This window comes from Paenibacillus mendelii, from assembly GCF_024498075.1.
Taxonomy (GTDB): Bacteria; Bacillota; Bacilli; order Paenibacillales; family Paenibacillaceae; genus Paenibacillus_Z; species Paenibacillus_Z mendelii.
Window position 1 is genome coordinate 347,236 of the sequence record NZ_JANHOF010000006.1, and the last position, 25,738, is coordinate 372,973.

29 protein-coding genes and 1 riboswitch are annotated in these 25,738 nt (G+C 46.0%); of the genes, 27 read left to right on the forward strand and 2 right to left on the reverse strand.

The annotated features are described in order from the left end of the window. The first annotated feature begins 152 nt into the window (after positions 1-152). Both NNL21_RS21080 and NNL21_RS21085 read left to right on the forward strand, forming a co-directional pair. Positions 153-1,151, forward strand: a complete 999-nt coding sequence (locus NNL21_RS21080; RefSeq protein ID WP_204819943.1) for a Gfo/Idh/MocA family protein — start codon at positions 153-155, stop codon at positions 1,149-1,151. Beyond that, complete coding sequence (locus NNL21_RS21085) at positions 1,148-2,017, forward strand: sugar phosphate isomerase/epimerase family protein (protein WP_204819944.1); 870 nt, start codon at positions 1,148-1,150, stop codon at positions 2,015-2,017. The genes NNL21_RS21080 and NNL21_RS21085 overlap by 4 nt, the downstream gene beginning before the upstream one ends. Before the next feature lie 1,014 nt (positions 2,018-3,031). Here NNL21_RS21085 and NNL21_RS21090 read toward each other — a convergent pair. Then, positions 3,032-3,736 carry a DUF421 domain-containing protein gene (locus NNL21_RS21090; protein WP_204819945.1) on the reverse strand — a complete coding sequence of 235 codons (705 nt, stop codon included), beginning with the start codon at positions 3,734-3,736 and terminating at the stop codon, positions 3,032-3,034. Positions 3,737-3,871: 135 nt separating this feature from the next. Here NNL21_RS21090 and NNL21_RS21095 point away from each other — a divergent pair, with 135 nt between their 5' ends. The 15 genes from NNL21_RS21095 to NNL21_RS36830 all read left to right on the forward strand — a co-directional run bounded on the left by NNL21_RS21095 (position 3,872) and on the right by NNL21_RS36830 (position 15,798). Further along, complete coding sequence (locus tag NNL21_RS21095; RefSeq protein ID WP_204819992.1) at positions 3,872-4,336, forward strand: GNAT family N-acetyltransferase; 465 nt, start codon at positions 3,872-3,874, stop codon at positions 4,334-4,336. A gap of 15 nt (positions 4,337-4,351) precedes the next feature. Next, a riboswitch (ZMP/ZTP riboswitch) is annotated at positions 4,352-4,430 on the forward strand. 52 nt (positions 4,431-4,482) lie between these two features. Then, positions 4,483-5,649: a phosphoribosylaminoimidazolecarboxamide formyltransferase gene (locus tag NNL21_RS21100; RefSeq protein WP_204819946.1), complete on the forward strand. Its 1,167-nt coding sequence runs from the start codon at positions 4,483-4,485 to the stop codon at positions 5,647-5,649. Between the two features lie 20 nt (positions 5,650-5,669). After that, positions 5,670-6,095, forward strand: coding sequence for a GNAT family N-acetyltransferase (locus NNL21_RS21105; protein WP_204819947.1), 426 nt, complete (start codon positions 5,670-5,672; stop codon positions 6,093-6,095). A gap of 53 nt (positions 6,096-6,148) precedes the next feature. After that, a complete protein-coding gene (locus NNL21_RS21110; RefSeq protein WP_204819948.1) occupies positions 6,149-6,877 on the forward strand; it encodes a sulfite exporter TauE/SafE family protein in 729 nt (242 codons plus the stop codon). A 70-nt stretch (positions 6,878-6,947) separates the two neighbouring features. After that, positions 6,948-7,577, forward strand: coding sequence for a histidine phosphatase family protein (locus tag NNL21_RS21115; RefSeq protein ID WP_204819949.1), 630 nt, complete (start codon positions 6,948-6,950; stop codon positions 7,575-7,577). A 60-nt stretch (positions 7,578-7,637) separates the two neighbouring features. Continuing rightward, positions 7,638-8,105 carry a GNAT family N-acetyltransferase gene (locus tag NNL21_RS21120; protein ID WP_204819950.1) on the forward strand — a complete coding sequence of 156 codons (468 nt, stop codon included), beginning with the start codon at positions 7,638-7,640 and terminating at the stop codon, positions 8,103-8,105. A 282-nt stretch (positions 8,106-8,387) separates the two neighbouring features. Further along, positions 8,388-9,314, forward strand: a complete 927-nt coding sequence (locus NNL21_RS21125) for an ornithine carbamoyltransferase (protein WP_204819951.1) — start codon at positions 8,388-8,390, stop codon at positions 9,312-9,314. Positions 9,315-9,647: 333 nt separating this feature from the next. Further along, entirely contained in the window at positions 9,648-10,580 is a 933-nt protein-coding gene (locus NNL21_RS21130) for a GNAT family N-acetyltransferase (protein ID WP_204819952.1), read from the forward strand. A 1-nt stretch (position 10,581) separates the two neighbouring features. Then, the gene (locus NNL21_RS21135) at positions 10,582-10,848 is read left to right on the forward strand and encodes a CD3324 family protein (protein WP_204819953.1); all 267 of its coding nucleotides are present in this window, start codon (positions 10,582-10,584) and stop codon (positions 10,846-10,848) included. Between the two features lie 70 nt (positions 10,849-10,918). Beyond that, complete coding sequence (locus NNL21_RS37050; RefSeq protein ID WP_204819954.1) at positions 10,919-11,671, forward strand: MOSC domain-containing protein; 753 nt, start codon at positions 10,919-10,921, stop codon at positions 11,669-11,671. Positions 11,672-11,779: 108 nt separating this feature from the next. Next, entirely contained in the window at positions 11,780-12,709 is a 930-nt protein-coding gene (locus NNL21_RS21150; RefSeq protein ID WP_204819955.1) for a phosphotransferase, read from the forward strand. Between the two features lie 33 nt (positions 12,710-12,742). Continuing rightward, positions 12,743-13,684 (forward strand): phosphotransferase enzyme family protein, encoded by a 942-nt coding sequence (locus NNL21_RS21155; protein ID WP_204819956.1) that lies wholly within the window; start codon positions 12,743-12,745, stop codon positions 13,682-13,684. Positions 13,685-13,697: 13 nt separating this feature from the next. Then, on the forward strand, positions 13,698-14,267 hold the full coding sequence (locus tag NNL21_RS21160) for a histidine phosphatase family protein (protein ID WP_204819957.1): 570 nt from the start codon (positions 13,698-13,700) through the stop codon (positions 14,265-14,267). Between the two features lie 126 nt (positions 14,268-14,393). After that, the gene (locus tag NNL21_RS21165; RefSeq protein ID WP_204819958.1) at positions 14,394-15,200 is read left to right on the forward strand and encodes a phytanoyl-CoA dioxygenase family protein; all 807 of its coding nucleotides are present in this window, start codon (positions 14,394-14,396) and stop codon (positions 15,198-15,200) included. A gap of 352 nt (positions 15,201-15,552) precedes the next feature. After that, entirely contained in the window at positions 15,553-15,798 is a 246-nt protein-coding gene (locus NNL21_RS36830) for a hypothetical protein (protein WP_373567587.1), read from the forward strand. Here NNL21_RS36830 and NNL21_RS21170 read toward each other — a convergent pair. Beyond that, entirely contained in the window at positions 15,740-16,339 is a 600-nt protein-coding gene (locus NNL21_RS21170) for a DUF402 domain-containing protein (RefSeq protein WP_204819960.1), read from the reverse strand. The genes NNL21_RS36830 and NNL21_RS21170 overlap by 59 nt on opposite strands. A gap of 127 nt (positions 16,340-16,466) precedes the next feature. Here NNL21_RS21170 and NNL21_RS21175 point away from each other — a divergent pair, with 127 nt between their 5' ends. The 10 genes from NNL21_RS21175 to NNL21_RS21220 all read left to right on the forward strand — a co-directional run bounded on the left by NNL21_RS21175 (position 16,467) and on the right by NNL21_RS21220 (position 25,654). Beyond that, positions 16,467-17,228, forward strand: a complete 762-nt coding sequence (locus NNL21_RS21175) for a DUF3891 family protein (protein ID WP_204819961.1) — start codon at positions 16,467-16,469, stop codon at positions 17,226-17,228. A 27-nt stretch (positions 17,229-17,255) separates the two neighbouring features. Next, positions 17,256-17,771, forward strand: a complete 516-nt coding sequence (gene def / locus NNL21_RS21180) for a peptide deformylase (RefSeq protein WP_204819962.1) — start codon at positions 17,256-17,258, stop codon at positions 17,769-17,771. 167 nt (positions 17,772-17,938) lie between these two features. After that, positions 17,939-18,565, forward strand: coding sequence for a hypothetical protein (locus NNL21_RS21185; protein ID WP_204819963.1), 627 nt, complete (start codon positions 17,939-17,941; stop codon positions 18,563-18,565). Positions 18,566-18,619: 54 nt separating this feature from the next. Further along, positions 18,620-19,054 carry a FosM family fosfomycin resistance protein gene (gene fosM, locus NNL21_RS21190; RefSeq protein ID WP_204819964.1) on the forward strand — a complete coding sequence of 145 codons (435 nt, stop codon included), beginning with the start codon at positions 18,620-18,622 and terminating at the stop codon, positions 19,052-19,054. Between the two features lie 9 nt (positions 19,055-19,063). Then, a complete protein-coding gene (locus tag NNL21_RS21195; RefSeq protein WP_204819965.1) occupies positions 19,064-19,945 on the forward strand; it encodes a GNAT family N-acetyltransferase in 882 nt (293 codons plus the stop codon). 872 nt (positions 19,946-20,817) lie between these two features. Continuing rightward, positions 20,818-21,168, forward strand: a complete 351-nt coding sequence (locus NNL21_RS21200) for a VOC family protein (RefSeq protein WP_204819966.1) — start codon at positions 20,818-20,820, stop codon at positions 21,166-21,168. A gap of 744 nt (positions 21,169-21,912) precedes the next feature. After that, positions 21,913-22,083: a hypothetical protein gene (locus tag NNL21_RS21205; RefSeq protein WP_204819967.1), complete on the forward strand. Its 171-nt coding sequence runs from the start codon at positions 21,913-21,915 to the stop codon at positions 22,081-22,083. A 277-nt stretch (positions 22,084-22,360) separates the two neighbouring features. After that, on the forward strand, positions 22,361-23,860 hold the full coding sequence (locus NNL21_RS21210) for a leucine-rich repeat domain-containing protein (RefSeq protein ID WP_204819968.1): 1,500 nt from the start codon (positions 22,361-22,363) through the stop codon (positions 23,858-23,860). 454 nt (positions 23,861-24,314) lie between these two features. Further along, positions 24,315-24,737 carry a GyrI-like domain-containing protein gene (locus tag NNL21_RS21215; protein ID WP_256555377.1) on the forward strand — a complete coding sequence of 141 codons (423 nt, stop codon included), beginning with the start codon at positions 24,315-24,317 and terminating at the stop codon, positions 24,735-24,737. 107 nt (positions 24,738-24,844) lie between these two features. Continuing rightward, positions 24,845-25,654: a serine/threonine protein kinase gene (locus NNL21_RS21220; protein WP_204819970.1), complete on the forward strand. Its 810-nt coding sequence runs from the start codon at positions 24,845-24,847 to the stop codon at positions 25,652-25,654. The last annotated feature ends 84 nt before the right edge of the window (positions 25,655-25,738 follow it).

The window sequence follows — 25,738 nt, forward strand, 5'->3', positions numbered from 1 at the left end:
TTTAAGTTAATGCTTCCGAGGAGAGTTTTGTTTCATTCGCTCCTTCGGAAGCGAGGTAATCACAAAACTAAGTTTATGCTTACGAAGTGAGTTTTGTTTTAATCGCTCCTACGGGAGTGAAGCATCCACAAAACTTTTAGGAGGTTATCATTATGAGTAAAGTGCGTATTGGCTTCATCGGTACGGGAGGCATTGCAGGGCTGCATGCCAGACAGCTGCTCGAATTGCAGGATGATGCGGAAATCAAAGCTGTGGCGGATACCAGTCAGGTGAACCGGGAGAAATTTATAACGCGGTTCGGGCTTCAGGATGTGGAGCAATACTCCGACTATCTAGAGATGCTGGAGCAGGCGGAGATCGATGGGGTCATCATTTGTTCGCCGCATACGCTGCATTTTCAACAAGCTCACGATGTGCTCAGCAAAGGGCTGCATGTCCTGATCGAGAAGCCGATGACCTGCTCTTCCGCGGAGGCGGAGCTGCTGCTCAAGCTGGCCGGGCAGTCGGGGAAAATCATGCAGGTCTCCTATCAGCGGCATTTTCAGCCGGAATTCCTCTATATTCGAGATGCCATTGCCCGGGGGGAGATTGGTAAGATCACTTCGGTCACGGCTTCCCTCTACCAGGAATGGAGACAGGGAACGCCTGGCTCGTGGCGGGCGAATCCGGCGCTGTCCGGAGGCGGTTTCCTCATGGATTCCGGCAGTCACATTATCGATGTACTGCTCTGGACAACGGGTCTGACCCCAGTGGACGTGAAGCCGCAGCTGCATATGCATGGGGCAACGGTTGAGATCGACACGTTTACCTCGATCCGTTTTGCCGAAGGAGCGGTTGCCGGGTTGAACTTGGTCGGTTACGCACCATGCTGGCATGAAACCTTCGTGTTCTGCGGAGAGGAAGGCGGAATCTTCTACGATAATGGCAAGATCACACTTCGCCGGTTAAGACAAGAAGCGATCATACCGGAGCTTCCGGAGCAGACGACCAATCAGGATAAAAGCTTTATCGATGCCATATTAGGGCGTCATGAGATCATGGTGCCAGGCGAGTTCGCTCTGAAGGTCGTGAAGCTGTCGGAGATGATCTACCAGGCCGCCGGCTATGTGCCGGATGCAGCCCTTGAGCTAGAGGAGGAACAATCCGTATGAACGTCAAAATAGGTATGCGAATCCCGCCCAAGATTGGGGCCGAAGGAATGAACAGAGTAGCGCAGTGGGCAGCAAGCGCCGGGCTGGATGTATTGGATATTTCCAATCTGACGCCTCAATGGAAGGATGCCTGTGAGCAAGCCGGGATCGGGATTGGGTCCGTAGATGCTCATCACACAGGACATCTCTTAAGCCGTGATGAAGGACGCCGCGCGGACGCGTTAGAAGCTGCGAAGCGGCAAATGTCGGAGATGGCTGCACTGGGCGGAAGTGTGCTATTCATGTGTTTGGTACCGGAGGATCATACCCTTCCGCGCAAGGAGGGCTTCGCGATATGGAAGGATACCTTCCCCGAGCTCGTACGCCATGCGGAGCAGGAGGGCATCTACATCGCAATCGAAGGATGGCCTGGTCCAGCTCCGCATTATCCGACGCTTGGCTGTACGCCCGAGATGCTAAGAGCGATGTTCGAAGCGATTCCGTCCAAGCATTTTGGCTGGAACTATGATCCGTCCCATTTGGTCCGTCTTGGCGTTGATTACCTTCGCGCGCTGAGTGAATTCGGCGAACGCATCAACCACTGTCATGGCAAGGATACGGAAATTCTGCATGATGAGCTGTACGAATGCGGCGTTATCACCTCGACCTTCGGTGAGAAGTACGGATTCTCGGAAGGGTCCTGGCGATACTGCATTCCCGGACATGGGGAAGTCGATTGGGGCAAGGTAGCGGTTCGCCTTGACCGGCTCGGATATGCCGGAGCCGTCAGCATTGAGCTGGAGGATCACCGGTTCTGGGGCTCGCTGGAGGCGGAGAGACAAGGGATTCATAAGGCGGCTGAACATTTGGCCAAATATTTTCGGTGATTATTATTTCGTTGCAAGGGCCGGTCATCCTGAGGGATGGCCGGTTTTGTTTGTGCTGCAAACGTCCCTAAATCACCAAATCTGCTGTACTCAAGGGGAGATGGGCCATTTTCGGAGTAGCAGGAGTAGATTTCAGTGAGAGGTGTGATGGGCGTGCGCTGTAACGGTAAAAACCGGCCTTACACATGTCGCATGGAGAGAAGCGGGTAGCTGTAAGACCGTTTTTCGGAGTTAACGTAGCAGATTTCGGGGAGAGGTTAGTGGATCAAGCGCCGTAACGGTAAAAAACGGCGTTACAGATGTCGCATGAGTAGAGATGTTCGTCTGTAAGTCCGTTTTTCGGTGTTAACGTAGTAGGTCTCGTGGAGAGGTTAGTGGAACAGACGCCGTAACGGTAAAAAACGGCGTTACAGATGTAGCATGAGTAGAGATGTTGGTCTGTAAGACCGTTTTTCGGAGTTAACGCTGCAGATTTCGGGGAGGGGTTAGTGGAACAGGCGCTGTAACGGTAAAAACCGGCCATATACATGTCGCATGGAGAGAATTGTTCGTCCGTAAGACCGTTTTTCGGAGTTAACGTAGCAGATTTCGGGGAGGGGTTAGTGGAACAGGCACTGTAACGGTAAAAACCGGCCTTACACATGTCGCATGGAGAGAATTGTTCGTCTGTAAGACCGTTTTTCGGAGTTAACGTAGCAGATTTCGTGGAGAGGTTAGTGGAACAGGCGCTGTAACGGTAAAAACCGGCGTTACGGATGCCGCATCAAGAGAATTGTTCGTCGGTAAGACCGTTTTTCGGAGTTAACTCTGCAGATTTCGGGGAGAGGTTAGTGGAACAGGCGCTGTAACGGTAAAAACCGTCGTTACAGATGTCCCATCAAGAGAATTATTCATCTGTAAGACCGTTTTTTGTTCGTTTTTTGGAGTTACAGGAGCAGGTAAGTATTTAGATTAGAAAAGGATAGTATCAGCCTCGAACCGAAGTAGGGGTATGAGAAGGCACACCTCATCCACTTATTTCGGATTCGAGTAAACTTGCACATTCTCGTTATCGTCAACGGTCGCTAAGAACACTTCGTTGATATTCGCGTGAGCAGACGCTATCTTCTTATTAAGCCATTCGGCGTCTCTTCCGAGTTCTTCAAGTACCTTCATATCGGCCTTTCCCTCGCAGATTATGGGTCTTGTGAGCGTAAACGGTTGGGTCTTAACCTTCATATCCGCAGGGGTAAGCGGCTGATATTGAGTTTTTAAGAATACGGAAATGGTTCCTCCCGGTTCCCATACGGCAAGGGAGACTTTCTGGATATCTTCTACTTTTTCTTTTCGCAGCTCCGAAAATAAAAAATCAATAGTGATACGCGCAAGAGAAAGGTTATGAAATTGGATTTGTCCGTTATCAACCAGCTTGAGGGGCGGCGGATCGAGATAGCGTTTGATTAACGGCCATCTCAAGCTCACCCACGTCACGGCTACATAGAGCACGATTAGAACGATTGTGGTGATCATGGATCCTTTCAATCCCAGTTTCTCGTCGGAAAGGGGATGGGCTATAATATTGCCGAGGGTCAGCGCAATAATGAAATCGAGGAACCTTAATTGGGAGATGGAGCGCTGTCCCATCAGTTTGGCAGCAAGCAGTAAGAAGACGAAGCCCACGACGCTTCTTAAGATCCACTCGACGGTGGTCAATGTTTCTTGACTTTTGAAAAAATCCATTGTGATTCACATCCTATACAAACCAATTTATAAATAAATTCCAAATTCCGGTTTTTAGTTTGCGTAATATCGTATTTGTTATACACCTTATTATGGAAACGACGTTTGGGGGAAAAGCCAGTGGTGATCAAAGAAATGGATCGTACGCTCGTAGAGGCTATAAAAAATTATCGAAGCTCTATTGTTGTTTCCAGAGGAAAGGTCCATTGGCTAGAAAATCTGCCCGGCTATGTCGTGATAATTGAAGATGTCATAAAGGGACTCATTTTGTACAATATCGAGGGCAATGACTGCGAAATCGTAACCCTTAACAGTGATATCGAAGGTCAAGGCATCGGAACCGCGCTAATCGACTTAGTCATTGTGAAGGCTAGAGACCATGCATGTAAGCGTGTATGGTTAATCACTTCAAATGATAATCTAAAGGCCATTCGTTATTACCAACGAAGAGGCTTTGACATCAAGGCCGTACATCAGAACGCCATTACGGAAGCGAGAAGAATCAAACCCTTGATCCCCTTAGCGGGTATGGATGGAATACCTGTAAAGCACGAGATTGAGTTCGAATTCCCGCTTGAAAATAATGGATGTAACAGGTAATCTAGTAGATAAGAGTCAGCTGTGTGTGACTGGCGGAACATGGGGAACCATGAGGGAGCACACGGGATCGCAGCCGTACGCCTGGGCGAAGTATTCGGAATTGAATCCGGATACTTTTTTCATTTTGTATAGAAAGGGTTGATGTGATGGAATCCGTTGATCTGCGCTATGGAATGAACCCGCATCAGGGAAAGGCGAAGCTATGCTCCAGTGGGGAGCTACCCCTCCGGATTGTGAATGGCGAGTCAAGCTACATTAATCTATTGGATGCTTTGAATGCCTTTCAGCTTGTTCGAGAACTTAGACGAAGTATCGGCCAACCGGCTGCAGCCTCGTTTAAGCATGTAAGTCCTGCAGGCGCAGCAGTCTATTCCCCATTGGATGATTCGCTGGTCCGCTCCTATTTCGTTGAAGGCTTGGAGCTGTCTCCGCTAGCCACCGCATATGCAAGAGCTAGAGGGGCGGACCGGATGTCTTCGTTCGGGGACTGCGCGGCTTTCAGCGACAGGGTGGATCTCACCGTCGCGAATTTACTGAAGAAAGAAGTCTCGGATGTTATCGTTGCGCCTGGATATGATGCGGATGCCCTGAAGCTTCTGAAAGAGAAGAAGAATGGCAGCTACCTTATTATCGAGATCGATGCCGACTATTTTCCAGATCCCATTGAGCGAAGATCCGTGTTCGGCTTGACGCTCGAGCAGGAACGCAACGACGCCGTGATCTCCGAAGAAGTCTTGAAGAACATCGCAACCACACAACGCGTGATTCCACTTGGCTCCAAGAGAGATCTGCTCTTAGCGATGATTACGTTAAAATACACGCAATCCAACTCCATATGCTTTGCGCTTGATGGTCAGACCATCGGCATCGGCGCCGGGCAGCAGTCGCGGATTCATTGTACGAGACTAGCAGCGGGTAAAACGGATAACTGGTGGTTGAGACAGCATCCTGCCGTGCAACAAATGCATTTTCGTGCGGGAATATCCCGTACTGAAATTAATAACGCGATTGATGGTTGGATGAATGAAGATTATACATCCGCCGAGGAGCAGCAGTGGAGACGGCATTTTCACAGCGTACCTGAACGGCTTGCAAGGGTAGAGAAGCAACAATGGTTAGCGGGCTTAAAGGAAGTATCCTATGCTTCCGATGCGTTCCTGCCCTTCCGTGATAATATTGACCGCGCGGCTCAAAGCGGTGTGAAGTACGTGGTTCAAACCGGTAGTTCGACTCGTGACGAGCAGGTAATAGAAGCGGCCAATGAATATGGAATGGTTATGGCCTATTCGGGGATCCGTTTGTTTCATCATTAGACTATTGTCGGAGGTGCTCTATGGAGGTAACCTATAAGAATTATGTGATCAGCGATGATAAGGCAAGGATTGACGTTCAGACCGTAATCGATTATTTGGCCAGAAGCTACTGGGCTCAGGATAGACCGGTCGAAACGATTAAGAAATCAATTGAGAATTCTGCTTGCTACGGCGTTTATAATGGAGAGCAGATGATCGGTTTCGCTAGAATCATTACCGATGGCGCCACGATGTACTATTTATGCGATGTATTCGTATTGGAGGCATACCGTCAACAGGGAATTTCGAAGAAGCTTATGGAGACGATTACCAACGCTCCCCAGTTTGAATGGATGTCTGGGTTGCTCGCAACCAAAGATGCACATGGACTGTACGAGCCATTTGGCTATCAGAGAGAAGGAGAGCGATTTATGAGAAGAGCGCCGCAGGCGATTAAGAAGAATTAGATTGGCGATGGCTGACCGTTCTCATCATAGATGCCTCAGTAGGAGTGTTGTTGTTGCTGGGAGAATATTTGTTTGTGCTGTTGGTAGGATTGGTCGCAGGTGCAATCAGCGGCGTAATTGGCACAGGCTCATCCATTATGCTGCTGCCTGTTCTTGTCTATACATTTGGCCCGAAGCAAGCCGTACCCATCATGGCCGTAGCTGCTGTCATGGCGAACATTTCAAGAGTGATTGCCTGGTGGCGTGAGGTCAATTGGCGGGCTTTCGCCGCTTACTCCGTTACAGGTGTGCCTGCTGCAGCTATTGGGGCCAGAACGCTGTGGGCGTTACCGGTGCATGTTGTCGATATCGGACTCGGACTTTTCTTTCTAGCTATGATTCCTGTAAGACATTGGCTTGAAGCGCAACGAATACACATTCGCTTATGGCAGCTTTCCATCGCTGGAGCCTTCATCGGCTTCTTGACCGGTATCGTTCTCTCAACCGGCCCCCTCAGCGTGCCGGCATTCACCTCCTATGGATTAGTGAAAGGCGCGTTTCTATCTACGGAAGCGGCCAGTTCATTTGCCATCTATGTGAGCAAAATCGTGACCTTCCAAGAGCTGGGGGCCCTTCCGGCTAAGGTGATTGTGCAAGGCGTGATTGTAGGCGTATCTCTCATGCTCGGTACGTTCGCCGCCAAGAGAGTTGTGCAGCGAATGAGTGTCGCCTCGTTCCGCTATGTACTTGATTTGCTACTATTGGGTTCCGGGTTATCGATGCTGTGGGCGGCGTTCCATTAGCTTCATTTTGTTTCAAAAATACGGCTGCGGGATCTCTAGATGGAGCAGCCTGTAGAAAGCGGTGATTACCTTGAAAGAACTAATCTTAATCCGGCATGGCGAAGCCGAGCATCTGCTCACAGGTGTAGTCGGCGGATGGACCGATACGAAGTTGACGGAGCTGGGTAAGCAGCAAGCCCATTGCACAGCTGTGAGAGCAGCGCTGCTGCTGCAGGATACAACCTTTCGTCTATATAGCAGCGATTTATCCAGAGCGAGGCAGACTGCACAGATTATTGGGCATCGTCTTGCTAGTGACCCTATATGCGTAGAGGGTTTAAGAGAATTAAGCAATGGTGCGGCGGCTAATTTATCTGTGGAGGAAGCAGACAAAATTCGAAATCCTGTGACTGATCCCGTGACGGATTGGGTCCCCTATCCGGGGGCGGAGAGCTGGAGAATGATGCATGACCGCTTGTCAGCCTTTATGGAGGAACTAAACGTTACAGAGGATGTGGTCGTAATCGTGAGCCATAGCAATGCGATCATTTCACTCATCCATTACTGGTTACGATTTTCACCGGACATGTTCAACGTATCATTCGATATTCAGCCTTGCAGCATAACACGCTTGCGAATTAATAAGTGGGGTGAAAGAACGATCTCGAAATTAAACGACACCGCTCATCTCGAAGTTGAGGGGCTGCTGCTGCCTTCTTGACTCTGCCTTTACGGTAGAAGAGGATGTTCACGATAATCGGGTAAAGAATGGAGGGCTTCCATGATTCGTCTGGCAGAATCAGAAGATGCACATCTCGTACATCATTGCATGATAGCGGCGTTCGAGGAGTACAGGCAAGCCGACGTTCCTTCAAGTGCGCTTAATGAAGCTGTAAGCTCGATTGAAGAGTCATTAAGGAACGGGTCTGAGCGAGCCTTACTGTACCTGAGCGATGAAATTCCGTGGGGGTCGGTCAGATTTAAGGTGGATGATCATGGAATCTATTTCTCCCGTCTATCTGTTTGTCCCGAGGCCAGAGGGAGAGGAATTGCAACATCCATGCTGGCGTGGCTCGAGAATTATGCGATAGAGCAGGGGAAGTCAAGAGTATGGTGCAGGGTGCGGATGTCGGTGCCTCAGAATATACAGTTGTATGCATCACTTGGCTTTCAGGTATATAAGGAAGAAGTTGTTACAAACCCTAACGGCTTCCCTGTGAAGACGGTCCTTATGGAAAAAGAAATCTAATAAGAGTCGCGAAACGGCTGCCGCGGAGCAGCTGTTTTTTTATATCCATCGGGCCCGTATTGTCTGATGCCTGCTGTAACTCCAAAAAAGGGCGTTACAGCGGGGGATTTTATCCTAGCGGAGAATTACCGTTACAGCCCGTGCATCCAATTCAGCGTCCTCCTCGGATAGTTTTGTACATAGCAGCCTAATCAACTTAACTGTTGACAATATATTCCTAACCGCCTATATTGTATTAATATTCATGATAATGTATATATATTCAATCAGGGAGGCTGGGAAATGAATCATCTACTAACACTGAAGGAGTTCGATAAGGATACCTTATTCTCCATCATTCGCAAAGCAATCGAGATCAAGAACAAGCCTGAACAATATTACCACGCATGTGAAAGAAAGGGGCTGCTGATGCTTTTTCAGAAAACGTCGACCCGAACGAATCTGTCCTTTCAGTCCGGCATACAACAAATGGGTGGCTACGCGGTGCCCATGGACTGGAATTCGAGTAACTTCAGTATTTCACCGATCCAATATGAAGTCCGGTATGCTTCGAGGAACTGCGACGTTATTATGGCTAGGTTAACGAATCATTCTGATCTGCTGGAGCTAGCTAAGTATTCCGACGTCCCCGTCATTAATGGCTGTTGTGATCAATACCACCCTTGTCAGGCCTTGGCCGACTTAATGACGATTTATGAGACGAAAGGGACTTTCTCAGATGTGACGCTAACGTATGTAGGGATCCACAATAATGTTGTAAATTCATTGATAGCGGGTTGTATGACAGCAGGGCTTCGTCTTCAACTCGTGACACCGATCATCAATGATGCCTCTTGGGATGAAGAATTGATGCAGACCGCATACCGGAGTGGATCTATCCTTAATGTGGAAAGTTTATCCGAGGCGCTGCTTAGAACTGATTTTGTCTATACCGATACGTGGGTCGATATGGAGTATTTCCACGCTGATCACTATCAAGATGAGAAAAATAGAAGGATCCAATTGATGATGCCTTTTCAAATTAATAAGGAATCGCTAGGTGGCTGCACGCCCTTCATCATGCACGACATGCCCGTTCATCCCGGGTTTGAAATCGAGGAGGAGCTGATTGAATCCGACCAATCGATTATCTATCAGCAAGCGGAGAACAGGATGCATGTTCAGAAGAGTTTGTTGTTGTATCTGCTTGAACATCAAGGCGAGGAATAATCGTTCTGCAGCGAAGGGCTGTCCCGAGGTATATGCTCCACTTTCTCGGAATTTAGAAGTGCGGGTTCGGGCTCGCGCACGGTAAATGGGATATTTTCGTCTATAATCAGCATGGTTCGTAACCAAGCCTCCAATTAATACATGTTTCTCATGAGTTCTACCTCAATATGGATATTCCTCTAGAGGAAGGGAATTTGTTCATTATCTATTAGTAAACAGCATCGCAGACAGCCTGATACGGATGGCGAAGTATTTTATAAAAAAGCTCAGCCTGTCAAAGATGATGCCAAACATGGATAATGGATATATATGGTAAACGAGGAGTGGTGATACATGGAGGGGAAACCCAGTTACTTGATCCGGCACATGAATCAAGAGGATGATTTCACTCAATTGCTCCAAATGATGAACGATACGGCAAAAAGATTTAATCCCGATCCCATCTTTCTTGGTTATGGCACGACTACCGAGGAACTGAAAGACAATTATGCGGACCCTACGCGAAATAACGGTTTTCTGGCGGAGCATGACGGAGAGGTCATTGGCTTCATGTGCGTGTCGCTGTCCCCGATTACGAGGAACGGGTTTATCGAGTTTGGCTTTCTTGAAGGGCATGAAGTTATACTCGCGGACTTAGTGGACAGATGCCTTCCAGTCGTTCGACATAACGGCGGCAGCAAGCTGTTTAAATTTGCTTTCAGCGCATTCGGTCAGATCAGAAACCGCGAGATTAGCCTCTGGGAAAGCTTGGGCTTCACGTCGGGGGAATACTCCGAGGTCACGCTTGCCCTATATCTCAAGGAATGGAAGGAGCCGGAGAATTTCAATAAAGCCCATATCATGCCTGCCGCTGAAGAGGAATATGAAACGATCAAGCAGTTATTAATCGAGGAGGACGAAAGCTTTATTGCCGAACGGGTGGATAATCCCAAGACCGTTGTAATCACCCTGAGAGACGCCGATTCGAATGAAATAGCAGGGGTAGCATTCTACTTTGTGGATCTATTTCAACAAGGAACCGACCATGAATACTTGGATGCCTATTCCTTCACGATACATGTCCGGCCTAAATTCCAGCTGGGCAAGTCAGAGATTCACCGGCTGCTGCAGGCTGCTTTACTTTCAACGAAACAGCTGGGAGTCATGCACGTCATATCTCGAATCACCTTGAAAAATTTCACTGTCTTCGCTTTAATGATTCGAGAAGGATTTGATGATCTGGAAATGGAAAAGAATAGTACAGTTCAAATGTACAAAAAGGTATAATATGACCAAATATATCAATGCCAAGGATATTTTGCCCGAGCATTTGATCAAAGAGATTCAAAAGCATGTCAGGGGCGCGCATATCTACATTCCCCAAACGGAGCGGCAGCAGTGGGGAGCATCGACGGGCATTCGTGACGAGTTAGAAGAACGGAACGCCGAGATCGTGTTGAAATATAAGTCAGGGTTTACCGTCACGCAATTGGTCAACTTCTATAACTTAAGCGAGGATCGAATTCGGCGCATTATCTATGATAGAGAGCTATAGCCGAAGGCGATGCGCTCTATACAACAAGCGAAGGACCGCCGCGGCGGTCTGTTGCTGTATAACATACGAAATGAGGGATCACACATTGACGCTCACATCGATTGGTCACATCAGCGAAATCAACAGATATCCGGTAAAGTCGTTTGCGGGGGAGACCTTGCAGACGAGCTTGATTGAATCGTATGGATTATATGGGGACCGCTTGCATGCTTTCATCGATGAAACCAAAGAAGGTTGGAGTAGATATTACACCGCCAGACAGGCGCCCAGTATGCTGAGCTACAAGACTCAACTGATTGGGGAGGATTCCGGGGAAAGGGCGCCACACGTGAGAGTAACATCGCCGGATGGACGAATTTTTAATTGGGATGAAGCTTTATTGCGCGAGATACAGGCCTTTTCGAAAAGGAAACTATCAATGCTCACTTGTAAGCCGGAAGCCTCTGAGCTTGCGGCGGTGGATACAGGTAGTATTCTAATCATTACGGATTCTACCTTACGCAAACTGGAAGCGATGTGGGGAAAACGATTAGACCCCCGCCGGTTTAGAGCTAATCTGGTGGTGACGTTGGACGATGAATCAATCCATGAAGGCGATTGGATCGGAAAGCAGCTGTCAGTGGGCAGCGCACAGCTGCAGGTGGATCAATACTGCGAGCGCTGCATGATGATTACAATCGACCCCGATACCCTGGAACCGGATAAATCGCTGTTGAAGAAAGTGAACGAGGAGCTGGGGTTGAATTTTGGCGTGTATGCATCGGTTAAGAGGACGGGACAGATTCATGTGTGGGATAATGTATTTGTAGCGAAGGGGAGCTAGAGATAAGTAGAGAATTGGCTGATAAAAGAACCCAGACAGATAAGGCTGCCGCTATGAATCGGTGGCTTTTTTCAGTCATGTATGGGTGAACGGAGGCTTAAGTTGATAATGGAAGTTAATGAAGTTCAATTATTAGAAAAAACTATTCAACGGTATATTTCACCTGACGCAGGCGTAATCAGTATCGAAAGTAAGTCTATTGGTATGGGATTTCAGGCCGTTGATTTGCTGCGGCACAGGGTTAAGCTGCATGTGAACGGTGAAGAGACTTGCGTCTCTTTCGTTACGAAGAAGGCAACCTATATCGAACGATCCACGCTTTCCCTACTATATTCGCAAGCAGCGAATGTACCTTATAGTTTGTCTATCGATTCGCACGCCGCTGGCCGCAGCTTATTGTGTATTCAAGATGTAGACGATCAGACGGATTACGGGAATCTGGATATTCCTTCGCTTCAGATGAAAGAAATGCAAGCGCTGGCACACATACATCGGACGAACATGGGAAATCAGACCGCTTTGCCATGGTTATCGCGAGTGGATCAAGCCCATATAAGCAAAATGCTAAACGAACGTTGGAGACCTTCCTGGGAGGCCGCAAAAGAAAACAAAGCCTTCATCGAAGAGTATGGAGTACACCTCATAGCTGAGATCGAGGATGCGGCACATCACATCGTTCATGACATCGGTGTTGTTATTCAAGATGAGAGCACCTATACCTTGATACATAATGATCTCAACCCGGGCAATGTGTTAGTCCATCATAATGAGGATGTCTATTTTATTGATTGGGAGGAAGCCCGTTACGGATCTTTATTCTTCGATATTCCTCTTCGCTGCAGCAGCTTAAAGCTGGCGAATGAGTATCGGGATCAGTTAGGCATTGAGATTCCTCAATCCCGGTATGAACCGCTTTTCTCCATTGCGTCCCGGTATCTAGGCCTTCGTTATATGAGCTGGAACTTGGGGGCTTGGCAGCATAATCAGCAAGCGAAGGATGATCTGAAGAGATACATCGAGATGGTGGTTAGTCCTTAATGTGATCGAATTGGGGCTTGGAGGCGAAACAGAATGATTCCAGATCATATCAAGGCGGATGTATTCGCCCAACTCGGATGTCAGCCATCTGAAGCTAAACTTCTTGGAGGTTACAATAATAACGTATATGAGATTAACCGCGGCAAAGATATCGTTGTGAAAATAGTAGACAGGTCAATTGTTGCCGAGAGCCGTGTCTTAGCTGAATTAGAATGGTTAGTTTATTTGAATTTACATGGGCTGAGTGTGGTGAGACCTGTGCACTTAATCGGGGATACCTACATTCAGCCGATTTCAGACGGGTACTATTTGATCGCCTACGACAAGGTGATAGGGACACCTATCAATTCTCAAGAGAGCCGAGTTTGGAACGATGAATTATTCGGCAAATGGGGAGAAATGATGGGGAAGATGCATACGCTCGCGAAAAGCTATCAAGCGGTCCATCAGCGGCCCCAGTGGTTTGAACAGGATCTATTTAATGAAGAAGCCTTTCATTCCGACCCCTTGCTAGCAGGGAAGTGGAAGCAATATCATAATGATTTAATAGCCCTTACGACATCCAAAGACTCCTATGGGTTAATCCATGGCGACCTTCATCAGCATAATTTGTTGCTTCGGGATCAGGAGATAACACTGCTGGATTTCGGGGATTGCGAGTACAATTGGTTCGCTTATGACATTGCGATCGTTATGTATCATACTGCCCAAACCGTACCAGAAGGTCCACACAGGGAAAAGTTTATTAAATCCTTTTTCACTTCATTTATGGAAGGATATACGAAAGAGAACTCTACGACGTCGTTCGTCCCTCAGATCGATTATTTTATCGATTACAGACACTTCTACTCCTATGCCTATCACACCGCTTACGCCGACAAGAGCCAGTTAACGGAAGCACAACTCAGATTTCTCGATGAAATGAGATTATCTTTGATCAATAGGGATTCCTATTTAGGGTTTTCTATCAAATGAAGGAGGTAAACCTATGAAAACAGTCATCTACATGGTAAGACATGCGGAGTCGCCTTTTGTACATGGAGAAGAAAGAACCAGGGGGCTTTCGGCAGAGGGATTTCAAGAGGCAAAGCGAGTGGCAGAGGTATTGAGAGACGTTGAGATTCACTATATCGCATCCAGCCCCTACACGAGAGCCAAACAAACCATTCAGCACATCGCCGATCATCATTCCTTGAGCATTATCGAGTATGAGGAATTGATGGAACGACCGATTAAAGGGCTGGATTATAAAGGGACATGGGAGGTATTAGAGGAAGCTATAAGCAAGTCCTTTGATGATAAGGATTATGCCTTAGAGGGCGGCGAATCTACCCGAATAGCACAGCAGAGAGCCATACCGGTGATCGAGAAGCTTCTTGAAGAACAACTAGGGAAGAATATCGTGATCGGGACACATGGCAATATCTTGACAATCATAATGAATCATTATGATGAGCAATATGGATATGAGTTTTGGAAGCAGACCTCGAAGCCGGATATCTATAAGCTGGTTTTTGATCACCAACGGCTGGAAGGTGTCGAGCGAGTTTGGCGTTGAGCAAACCCCTCATACGACCCGTTGAATATTGTTGACAAAATTAAAGCGCGTTCATATACTGAGATTGGTTTTAGTATTGTCTACAATATTTAATTATGGTATTCAAAATGATAAGGGGATATGAAGATGCTAACTGCGAAACAACGATTTCTCATGGATACATACGGTTATGTGGTCGTACCGAATCTAGTCGAAGCGGATCTCATGAACAGGGTCCGCCAAGCGATGGACCGGATGGATCAGGAGCTTGCTCCTTACCAGCACGGGGAGCCCTGGCCGGTTGGGAAGCCGCGCAAGATTACCGGTACTCCGTATTTCTCCAAGTTCGGCCCATGCATTCAATATGATCCGTCTTTCTTGGAGATCGCCATGCACCCACAAATTATGTCCTGCGCGCAAGATATCGTCGGGGGTCCAGTCCGCTACGAAGAGCAGGAGTGCTCGATTAATAGTAAGCATCCCGATGACAATCATATTGATGTGAAGAAACTGGGATGGCACCGGGGAATCGGCACGGACTATTCCGTATTCAAGGGCGAAGGCAGGAAGCATTACTTATGGATTAAGGCGATTGTTTTCCTGACGGACATCGGTCCGGATGATGGGGGAACAAGTGTAATCCCTGGAACGCAGTCCACCGGCACCATAGGGGAGCTTGTTCCCGATCTTGAGCCTTGGATGGTTCATCGAGCGCAGGGATCGGCAGGCAGTGTTCTCTTCTTCTCGGAGGCGCTGATTCATTCCGTTACCCCGATTCTATCCGACAAGAAGCGTTACATCATGATCACGGGCTATGTACCGCCATTCATGCGCGAGTATGAGCATACCGACGCTGCCAGCTCCGAATTCCTGGAGACTGTAGGAGAGGAAGAGCGAATCTTCTTAACAGGCGAGAATCCGAAGAGGGACCGTTACAGCTACCGCAGGTTGTAATAACCTAAGACAATCCGCTACGCAGGCAGAATGTTCTTTTGATCGCTGTTGTTCCCGGATTTCTTTGAATACATGTTATAGGTGGAAATCCGGGAACAAAGGCGACCGCTTGCGCTTCTTCTGAATCATTCTTCCTGCTTCGCTTCACTCTTTTGTAACCCCATTAAAACCAATAAACGAATAAACTCCAGAAACCCCAATTAACCTCAAGAAAAACCGTTCCCTGTTAATAACCACAGCTACAACTCAGATTAGATATTCCAGGAACATTAAGTACCCCACAATATAAGGAGGGTCTTAGATGATGTATCCTGAAATCGTCTTACGTAGACTAAGATATCAATACTGTCCCATGTGCCGCGCGGAGCTGACCCCACAGGTAATCAATAACGATGATATTCAACGGGCCTGTTGTTCCTCGTGCAGGTGGGTACACTTCGGGAAATTAGCAATAAATATGAATGGCCAGGAGTTTGAGCGAGCACTAGCGGTTGTAGGATATGTTCAACATAAGGAGCGGGAACTCCCCCTGGAGGGAACTACCGGTCCTTTTGTTGTATGCCGAATGAGGTGTCGCCTTTATCCATGTGGCATTTAAACATATACGTCTCCCTAAGCTCCTCCACGAATGGACTGGGGAAGCTGCCGGAATTGAGTTCAGTAAGAATGGCATGAAATGACTTGAGGCATTGCGAAATTTGTTCCGGTGACAGAACCTGCAGTCTTACAGCCAATTCGAAATCATCCATATCATACACGTGGTAGCTTCCATCGGGGTTGACTGAAATATCGATAAACCAATCATGAACGCAAAATACATGAGGACGGATCTCTTGAATATCGACAATATCAATTAACCACCAGGGGTGATTCGTTTTGTAATTTAAGGAGAGTTGTAGACCGCTATCCAAGCAGTAGATCAAGATAAATCTCTTATCGCTTTGTAATGGCGGCAGTTCAATGAGAGTGGAGTCATCAACCCTCAAATAACGGTTAGGCTGTTTATTCTCCCGGCAGCGCTGTTCCCTCAATGCCAGGCATTGTTCAATCACTTGAGGTGAATTCTTTCGAATATCGTCCGCATATTCCAATCCGCCGTGTTCTCTACCCGCATGATTCCAAAATATCATGATATCCATTACAGTCCCCGCCTCCATGAATGAACCCGATTACACATAGTCTTGTTCGACGTTGTTTCCCATATTCCTTGCGGTCTACATCCATTCGTATGGTAAAATAAGGTGAATCAGGAAGGGGCGATTTTCCGTGATTATTCGAGAAACCGATACACATGTTGTCATGACCGCTCAGCATGAACATGCACAATTTGCAGGCTGTATCGCGAGCCATTTCTTAGAGAGGCTCTTCATAGATCCGTCCTACCGCCAGGATACGATCATGGCCATAACAGAGCATGACAGAAGCTGGATTAGACTAGATGAGACACCAATATGGAATGATCGTCATGCCGTTCCTTTCTCATTCGGGGACTATCCGCTCCTCCCCAAATTACTGTTATACCAATATGGATTAGATGAGACGGAAGCCATGAATGAATATGCAGCGCTCTTATGCAGTCTTCACTATTCTTCGTTCCGGCACATTCGTAATTCCAAACAACCGGATTGCATGGCATTCATCCATAATGAAGCAGAAAGACAGCGGCGAATACAAGCAAAGTTGAATGTTCAGGATGAAAGCATGGTGGGCCAGCATCTGAAGCTGTTACAGCTGTGCGATGAAATCTCGCTGTACGTTTGTTTGAATGAACCGGGGGCCACGAAGGAAGACGAGCATCCTTGGTACAGAGAAGGGTTCGAAACGCTTATCGATGATCAACGATTAGCCGCGCGTTGGGTGAGTGGGGGGCAGATCCAGATCAATCCGTTCCCATTCAAGCAGGCGTTCAGCGCAGCGATCCATTCCAAGCATGTATCCAAGGAAGCCATTCAGCGGTTAGGAATTGATACAGCTTATAAAGAAACGCCATTAATGGAGCAAACCGTAACTTTTGTAGGGCAGACATAGAACGCTAATCACACATAGGAGGCCGTTATGAGCGAAAAAACGATTCTTCCTTTCGGTGACCCGATATTAAGAAAGGTTGCCAAACCGGTAGAAGAAGTGAACCCCAGAATTATAAAATTGCTTGACGATATGGTGGATACGATTTATGCCACCGAAGGCCGGGCAGGTCTAGCGGCGCCTCAGATTGGAATTCTCCGTAGAGTCGTGGTTATGGATTGCGGGGAGGGATTAATCGAACTGATCAATCCGGAATTGCTGGAAGCATCGGGCGAACAGCTCGGTTATGAAGCCTGTCTGTCGTATCCGGGCTATTCAGGGCTGGTGAAGCGGGCCAAATACGTCAAGATCCAAAGTCTGAACCGCCAAGGGGAAACATTCGTCCTGGAAGGCGAGGACTATCTGGCCCGCTGCATCCAGCATGAGATGGATCACTTGAATGGCATTCTATTTGTTGATCATATTCAAGGCAACAACCTGTTCAATGACCATACTCGTGAGCGAATCAATCTCTTCGGGGTTCTTAAGCTTACCCGCCCGGACTAAGGAGAATTAACCTCGGTGAGGAGAGAAATGGAATGGACAGAGATCTTCCTGAAAATCATGGGCTGTCATCGAGGTCCTTGCTTACGTTCTTCAATTGTAGATGAGATCAGGGTCGATTTCTCCCAAGGTTATGGGTATCATTCTTTCTATGTCGCGATCATTGTTTCATGGGCAATGGCGGGTATGGGCAGCTGTGTTTTGTAGCGCCTAACCAGAATATTGTTATTGCCGCAACATCAAGCTTCTCCGGCATGCAGCAGCTTCAAAACCTGCTGGATCTGGTATATGAGCATGTGATAAGTCAAATAAACCATGACACTTCCCTTGTTCACTGTGATGGTCAGGATAAGTTGCGTGAATATCTCTTAAGCATGACATATCCATTCCCTGTTCCGCAGGGAGTATCGGATGATTTCATACAGCTAGATAACCAACAGTATTCCGTACAAGATAATCCTCAATGTATGGAGAAGCTTGGCTTTTCTAAAAAGAATCAGCAGTTCGAATTTAAGCTTACTTATGAGGATGAAGCCGTCAAGTCATATACATTCAAATTGAATAACCTGGTCTACTCGTGTGATTCTTTTATCAAGGATCTAGCTGTACATCACCAAGAAGTGGCTACCTATGCCTGCTGGCTAAATCCAAACTTGCTGGAGCTTACCTTGGTATATATTGAAACCCCTTATGTAGTTAAATTCATCATCAAATTTGATGGAAGTACCCTTGAGCTGCAATGCACCTCTAACACATCTCAAGTTGAAGATTATACATGTAAGGGAACATTGATCTAGATAAGCCTTGCTGGTTCGCCGCGGCGAACAATTACACCATATTGAGGGGATTCCATGGTCGTTAAGGGATTGAATCATCTATTATTTTCGGTGTCTAACTTAGAAGCGTCTATTTCGTTCTATCAACAAGTCTTTGATGCGAAGTTATTAGTTAAGGGGAGAAATACCGCTTATTTTGACCTGAATGGAATCTGGTTGGCCCTTAATGTTGAACAAGATATTCCTCGTCAAGAAATCAATCATTCCTACACGCATATTGCTTTCTCTATCGAAGATGCAGACTTCGAAAAGATGCATATGAAGTTACTGGATCTGCGAGTACACATACTTCCAGGCCGTATAAGGGATGAAAGGGATAAGAAATCTCTTTATTTTACGGACCCGGATGGTCATAAATTTGAATTTCATACCGGTACATTGCAGGACAGACTTGATTATTATAAGCAGGATAAAGGCCATATGGAGTTTTTCGATGGTTCCCCTGAGTGAAGGGAAGAAGTGGGTGAGTTGAAATTTGTAAAAAACTACAAGGGTGATGAACAACTTAGAAAGAGCTTGTCTGAGCTTGCCAGCAATATCTTCGGCATAAGCTTTGAACGCTGGTATCAATTTGGATTTTGGAGTGACCGATATATTCCTTATTCTTATGTCGATGAAGGTATGGTTGTAGCCAATGCCTCCGTTAATAAGCTTGAACTGCTCATTCATGGGGAGAGAAGAAGAGCCATGCAGCTTGGCACGGTTATGACACATCCGGACTACAGAAACCGAGGACTTTCGACACGTTTAATGAATCAAATTTTAGAAGAATATGAGCTTCAGTACGATTATATGTACTTGTTTGCGAATCAGTCTGTATTGAATTTCTACCCCAAGTTTGGATTCAGTTCTGTGCAGGAATATCAATCCTCCATGGACTTTACTTCTAGTTCGTTAGAGACTGCCGGTATCCGAAAATTAGATGGTAACTCGATCGAGGATGCTCATTTTATTCATACCTTTGCTTCTGAACGAGTGCCCGTTTCTCGAGTTTTCGGGACGGATCATTCCCAGGAAATATTAATGTTCTATTGTATGAATGTGTTTAGCCAGGATATTTATTATCTGGAGCGTGAGGATGTTATTGCAATCTTCAAGAAAACCGGTAATCAAGTGGATCTGTTTGATGTGATCAGTAAACGAGAAATAAACATCGAAGATATTCTCAGCCTGATCGCCGGTAATGACACGAATCGAATCGTCTTTCATTACACACCGGATTATAAGGGGATTCCGATCCAAAGTCATATTTTAAAGGGCAGCGAAGTACTGTTCGTAAAAACACATGGTTACAATCATCTGCCGGATCGATTTATGCACCCCACTGTATCTCAAGCGTGAACGTGACTTCGGGCAGATTACGTTAATTGGAATCACTTATGGTTGCACTAAATTTGGTGGGTACAATCAGCAACTTCTTAACCTTTATGTAGATAGATACGAGTACTAATATCTCATGAATTGTCGCCGCAGTGCTTCCGTTGATGAAAGCACTGCGGCGAGTTTTTATATGCGTTGACGGTCGAGGCATGGATAATAGTGGAGCAGCGGGAATCCGTCGACAGTCATAGAGCCTCCATTAAATGCTGCAGGCATATTTTATGCAGCGGTTGACAGTGCAAAACAGCTAGAGTAGGCATGCGTACAGTCAAGTGGTTATTCACCTACATAGTATAAGATACAATGCATGTAAAATCATGAAAACCTTCCGCAAGGAGTGATGTTATGGCTCATATGGGAAATAAAGGGCCCATGAGACAACCGCCGCTGCCTCCTCCCTCATTCATCCCGCCGAAACCCGCTGTTTCTTATATCGTCGACTGCGTTTACCAGTACACCTATGTTTGGCTCAGGTCTGGCGAGAACTTCTGGTTTTATCCGACATATGTCGATATGGAGGGTATTGCAGGGTATAGATGGAGCGGATCATACTGGTACTTCTATGGTATTGATCCGCGATTCATCGATGCCGTATCGTGTCCTCCGATTCCTACCCCTTTCTGAGCACTAAAAAACAGAGTGCCGGTGGTTCTGTTCACTCACTGCGCTCTGTTAGTAATATTAGGACAACCTCTAAAATATAATCCAGCGCGCCCGATGCTTCCTGCAAAACGCGATTGTGCTGTGCGGGAGAATGGACAATCGGGAGGCACTCAAATTGCTGCGAAGGCGGGTTGGGCAGAGTTTCAAGTGTGGAGCCATTGCATAACAAGATGGTGAAACCTTCAGAAGTAGCCAGAATCATTTCTGGAAACAAACTCGTACCTTTAAAGGAATTATTTAATGCCAAAGAACTACGACGTTACGATGCTGCTGACGGAACAATTATGCATGTTGAAGTTCAAATTGATGATTCTGTTATAATGCTAGGGGATTCTTCCGAAGAATTCCCACCTAATAACCTGTTAATTCACGTTTATGTTTTAGATGAAGTTTTTAACAAAGCAATTGAATTAGGGTGTATCTCTTTGGAAGTTCCAAGGGAAAGAGAAGGTGACCCCGACAGAAGGGGGACATTTAAAGACTTTGCAGGGAATATATGGTCAATAGCAACACAACTGTGACAATTTTGTAAGTAATACTGAACGCGACATAGCGCAGCGTAGATCTCGGAATTAACAAAAGCTCCTGCAGTTGCAGGGGCTCTTGTTGTTCGCCAATAGAGCGGTTAATATTTTTTCCTTCTTCTGTACAGCCGAACCACCACTAAAATGAGAACAAGCCATAACACGATGCTAAGCAGTGAAAGAAATGGAATCCCATAAGAGAATCCCGCGAATGGGTTGAAGAGAGATCCAATGATCGCCCCTAGAGCCAGACCCCCGAACAGTCCGCCTAAGCCCATGCGTGGAGCCGGTGTTGCTCTCGTTGGCGGCGTGCGAACCGCATTATCCGGTCGGTCCGGAGTTTTACGTCCTGGATTCGTGACTCCGGGATTGTATCCTCGCCTAGGAGAACGGAAACCTCCTCGTTTATAGGGCTCAACAGTACTCGAATTGTCGGTTTGGTCTTGTATGTACTCCGGCTGCGCGTATACGTACTCAGATAAATTTGCAAATACTAAAGGGAACAGCAAGATAACTACCAGCAGACTCCTCATTTGTTATTGGACACCTCCTTTCGTATCGTGCCCAAACCTTTAAAGAACATTCCCGAATACAAAAAAACAACTGGTATCATAAGGTCTCGTAACAGCGGGAGTTTTTTTGAATCCTACCGGTTCAATCAAAAAAACCGATCATCGTATTAGTTCCGGCCAGCACGGATTCCAGCGTAATATAACGGTTCAATTACTGGGAGTTAATTGAATGAAACCAATTAGCGGTTTGCCGCAGCGCAGTCTGCTTTTTTCATCATTGACAACATTAAAAGCCTACGTCCTCCAGCACAAAAATGCTGATGTTGGAACTTGGCGATCTCGAAATATCAGAGATAACGTTAACAATGCTGAAGGAGTATTTGGCCAGACAAGCAGATGAGTGGTACAGATTTGTTATGGGCCGCACTCGGCGGAAAATTCGTCGCAAACGGGCTTCTGCACGCTTTTGGGATTCCCAAAAATCAAAAAATAGGGAAAGCCCACCCCTTCTCCGTGACGCGATTCGGTAGTTGACAAACAGACGATAACCTACATTTTCCTGTCAATTAATAAAATGCCATATGCTATAATAGCATAACGAATTTTCAATTCGTCCGATCATTTTTAATAGCTCGAAGTATTGCAAACCTAGTACAGTCATAGGAGAGGAAGTCAGAATGATGAAACGTTTTACCGTTTATTTACTTATTTTCGTGCTATGTACGAGCTTTTCAAGTCAAGCCTATGCTGAGGCAGATCTCAGCCAAGAAGTTGTCTTTGCTGACCCCAATCTCGAAACAGCTATTAAATCATTATTGAATAAAACCAGCGAAGAATCAGTTGTCAAATCAGATTTAGAGACCCTTACCGACGTTGATTTATCAAACAAAAAAATTAAGAATTTGCAAGGATTGGAATATGCTGCAAATGTTACGCAATTAAACTTATCCTATAATGAAATTGCTGATATTTCATCTCTAAAGGAGCTTTCTAAGATCCGAAGTCTCAACCTTAGGGAAAACCAAATCTCTTCGATTGAAGATTTGTCAGCTATGAAAGAACTGGAGTCTCTTTATATTCCTTGGAATCAAATCTCATCCTTGGAGGTGTTGAAACAACTCCCAAGTCTGCGCGTGCTTTTTGCTAATAACAACCAAATTTCAAATATTCATGGACTATCGGATGCCGTAGAAATGACTTTTTTGGATTTGAGCAGTAATCAGATCGAGGATATAGAGCCTCTCGGCAAATTAACCAAGCTGACAAATTTATACGTTGGTAATAACCAAATTCATGATATTTCACCACTTCGGCTGCTATCCACCAATCTAACAACACTGTCAGTTGACAATAACAAGGTTGCTGATTTCACACCGCTAGCGGAATTGGTCAACCTAACGACGCTTTCAATTGGCGGCAACAAGATTACTGACCTTAAGCCGTTAGCGGGATTAGTTAAACTTGGTAGCCTCAATGCGAGCAATAATATCATTAAAGATCTTGCGCCTTTATCGAGATTAGTCGGCTTGTCACAGCTGAGCTTATCATCAAACCTGATTTATGATTTGGAACCCTTAAGGAATATGAAAGGTCTGGTTGCCCTCTACTTGAGCAACAATCGGGTTTGGGATTTAGAACCAATTCAAAATATTGAATTTGATAGTTCTATCGAGTACTTCCATGGAGTTGAGCTGTATAACAACAACCTGGACTTGAGCCAAGGCACCCAAACATCCAAAATATTCATAAAAGTGAACGGTATTAGTGATCTTGAAAAAGTTAAAAAGTCTCAGAGGAAGACGCAGCGACTGGTCATTGGAAGCACTACAGCATATGTGGGCGAGAGAGCTTACCGTATTACGACAGCACCATTTACAAACATGAATCGTACTTATGTGCCGATTCGTTTCATCTCTGAGAAGTTTGGGGCAAACGTAGGCTGGAACCAAAGCACTAAAGAGGTAACGATTCGAAAAAACGATACAACGATACGTTGGGCTTTGGGGAACAGGCAAGTACGGGTGAACCAGCAAACCGTGCTGTTCGACGCACCTTTACTCGCGAGAAATAACACTACTTTTGTTCCTATACGCTTTGTTTCAGAACAGTTTAATGCTTCCGTTGAATACTTAGGCAGCAAAAAAATGGTCATTATTTTCGAGAATAATAAGATTTAAGTCTCAAGAAATAAACAAAGTAAAGAGCCATCCGCTAAGGATGGCCCCAGCTTGTCGTTACAGACAGCGCGGAGAAGCGTACCACAAGTGATGATACACACAATCAGGAAAGAAATAGTACTTGATAGTAGTTTATATCAGCAGATTAAGACGATAGTGACAATTGTCCAGCGAACAAACGCTATAAAATAAAAACGTTGTTCGCCGCTGCTTTTGTTGAACTTAGCGTTTCCCGTTATCAATCGCGCAAAGTCGTTCAGAAGCAGCTTATATGCTAATTGTTGAAGGGATAAAAGCGTGTAATGAACGTTTTGAACAGCTCAGAGGAAATTGGGAATATTAAAAGACAACTAAAGCAAAGCGTCTCAAATTTCGGACGTTGAGGGACGGGATACTATAGCTCAACAATAAGCAACAGGCTGCCGCGGCAGCCTGTTGCTGCGCGAACAAGAGAATCGCCTGCTGTTCACATACCGCGGATGTTTGGAGAAAGTTGAAACAGGAGGATTTGCTCGTATTAACGGAATACTCCAAGATGGAACCGAAAGGCATACTGAATGTATATACAAATTATGATGACAGGCAAGCTGAGGGAACCGAACTGGATTTATATGTGGGCATCGCTATGGAGGAACCAATGCCGGATCGTTTTAAAACAAGATTTGATGTATTGCTGGTTGAAGCTTCCACGTGGGGGGTGTTCACAACTATCGAAAAACGAGCCAATGAACCCCAGTATACATGGGCTCGAATTTCTTCGGAATGGTTTCCCGTATCCGGATATGAAATGACAGACGGGCCGGAGATGCTTATCGAAATCGAAGGAAGGCAAACCGCAGCAAACGATTTACATATGTCCTGCTGGGCGTTAAGCTAACGGGCAGAGTTCAATTAAATGAGTGCATCCTGACCAAGAATGGTCAATAATTATAAAGGTAATAACTCTAAATGGTTTCAATAAAATTATAAATTTCAGGAGGCAGCATGAATCTGTTCGAGTATTTGAAAGGGGTATACGAAGCTTGGATCGACTATCCCAAAAGAGAGGGCACCGTCATCACTAACAAATACCGAATACAACGCTTCCTTGGCATTGGCAGTTACGGGTTGACTTATATATGCCTAGATGTGGATTCCGGCCAAGAGGTAGTTCTGAAGCAAGCCAAGCCAAGCAAAGGGACGGTCGGTCGAGATTTGTTGTACCGAGAGATTGATGTTCTTGGGTGGCTGCGGCATCCTTCGATTCAGAAATGCTTAGCGTCGTTCGAATATAAAGAGCAATTGTATATGGTAACCGAGCACGTAAAAGGACAGACGGTGGAAGATTTGATTTTTGAGCGAGGGGTAGTGTTTTCTGAAAAAGAGGTGCTTAGTTTCGTTCGTAAATTGATGGAGATTTTAAATTATGTCCATGAACAAGGATTCGTTCATCTCGATATCCGGATACCGAACGTCATATTGGATGGAGATCAGATCCACCTCATTGATTTCGGCTTGGCCTGTCGCTTTGGGGAGCCGATTCGCACGGAACTCGGATCGGATGATGAGGCAACGCTAAGTAGAACCGTAGAGGCTCCAAACGATCTATATGCTGTTGGCCATTTTATTCTTTTTATGCTGTATTCCGGCTATGATTCGTGCACTTCTGAAGTTGAAATAAATTCAGGGTGGGAGGACGAGCTGACTGTCACACCAATGACCAAGCATATGCTTCGCAAGCTTCTCCAGATAGATCCTCCTTATATGAATACACAACAGTTTATGCGTGACTTGGACCATTGGTTGAATCGATGAGTATATAAAAAAGAGCCGCTGTAGGGACTGTTGACAAATGATCCAATTTAATAGGTTTTTGAAGGGCCGTGTAGAATTAGTTTC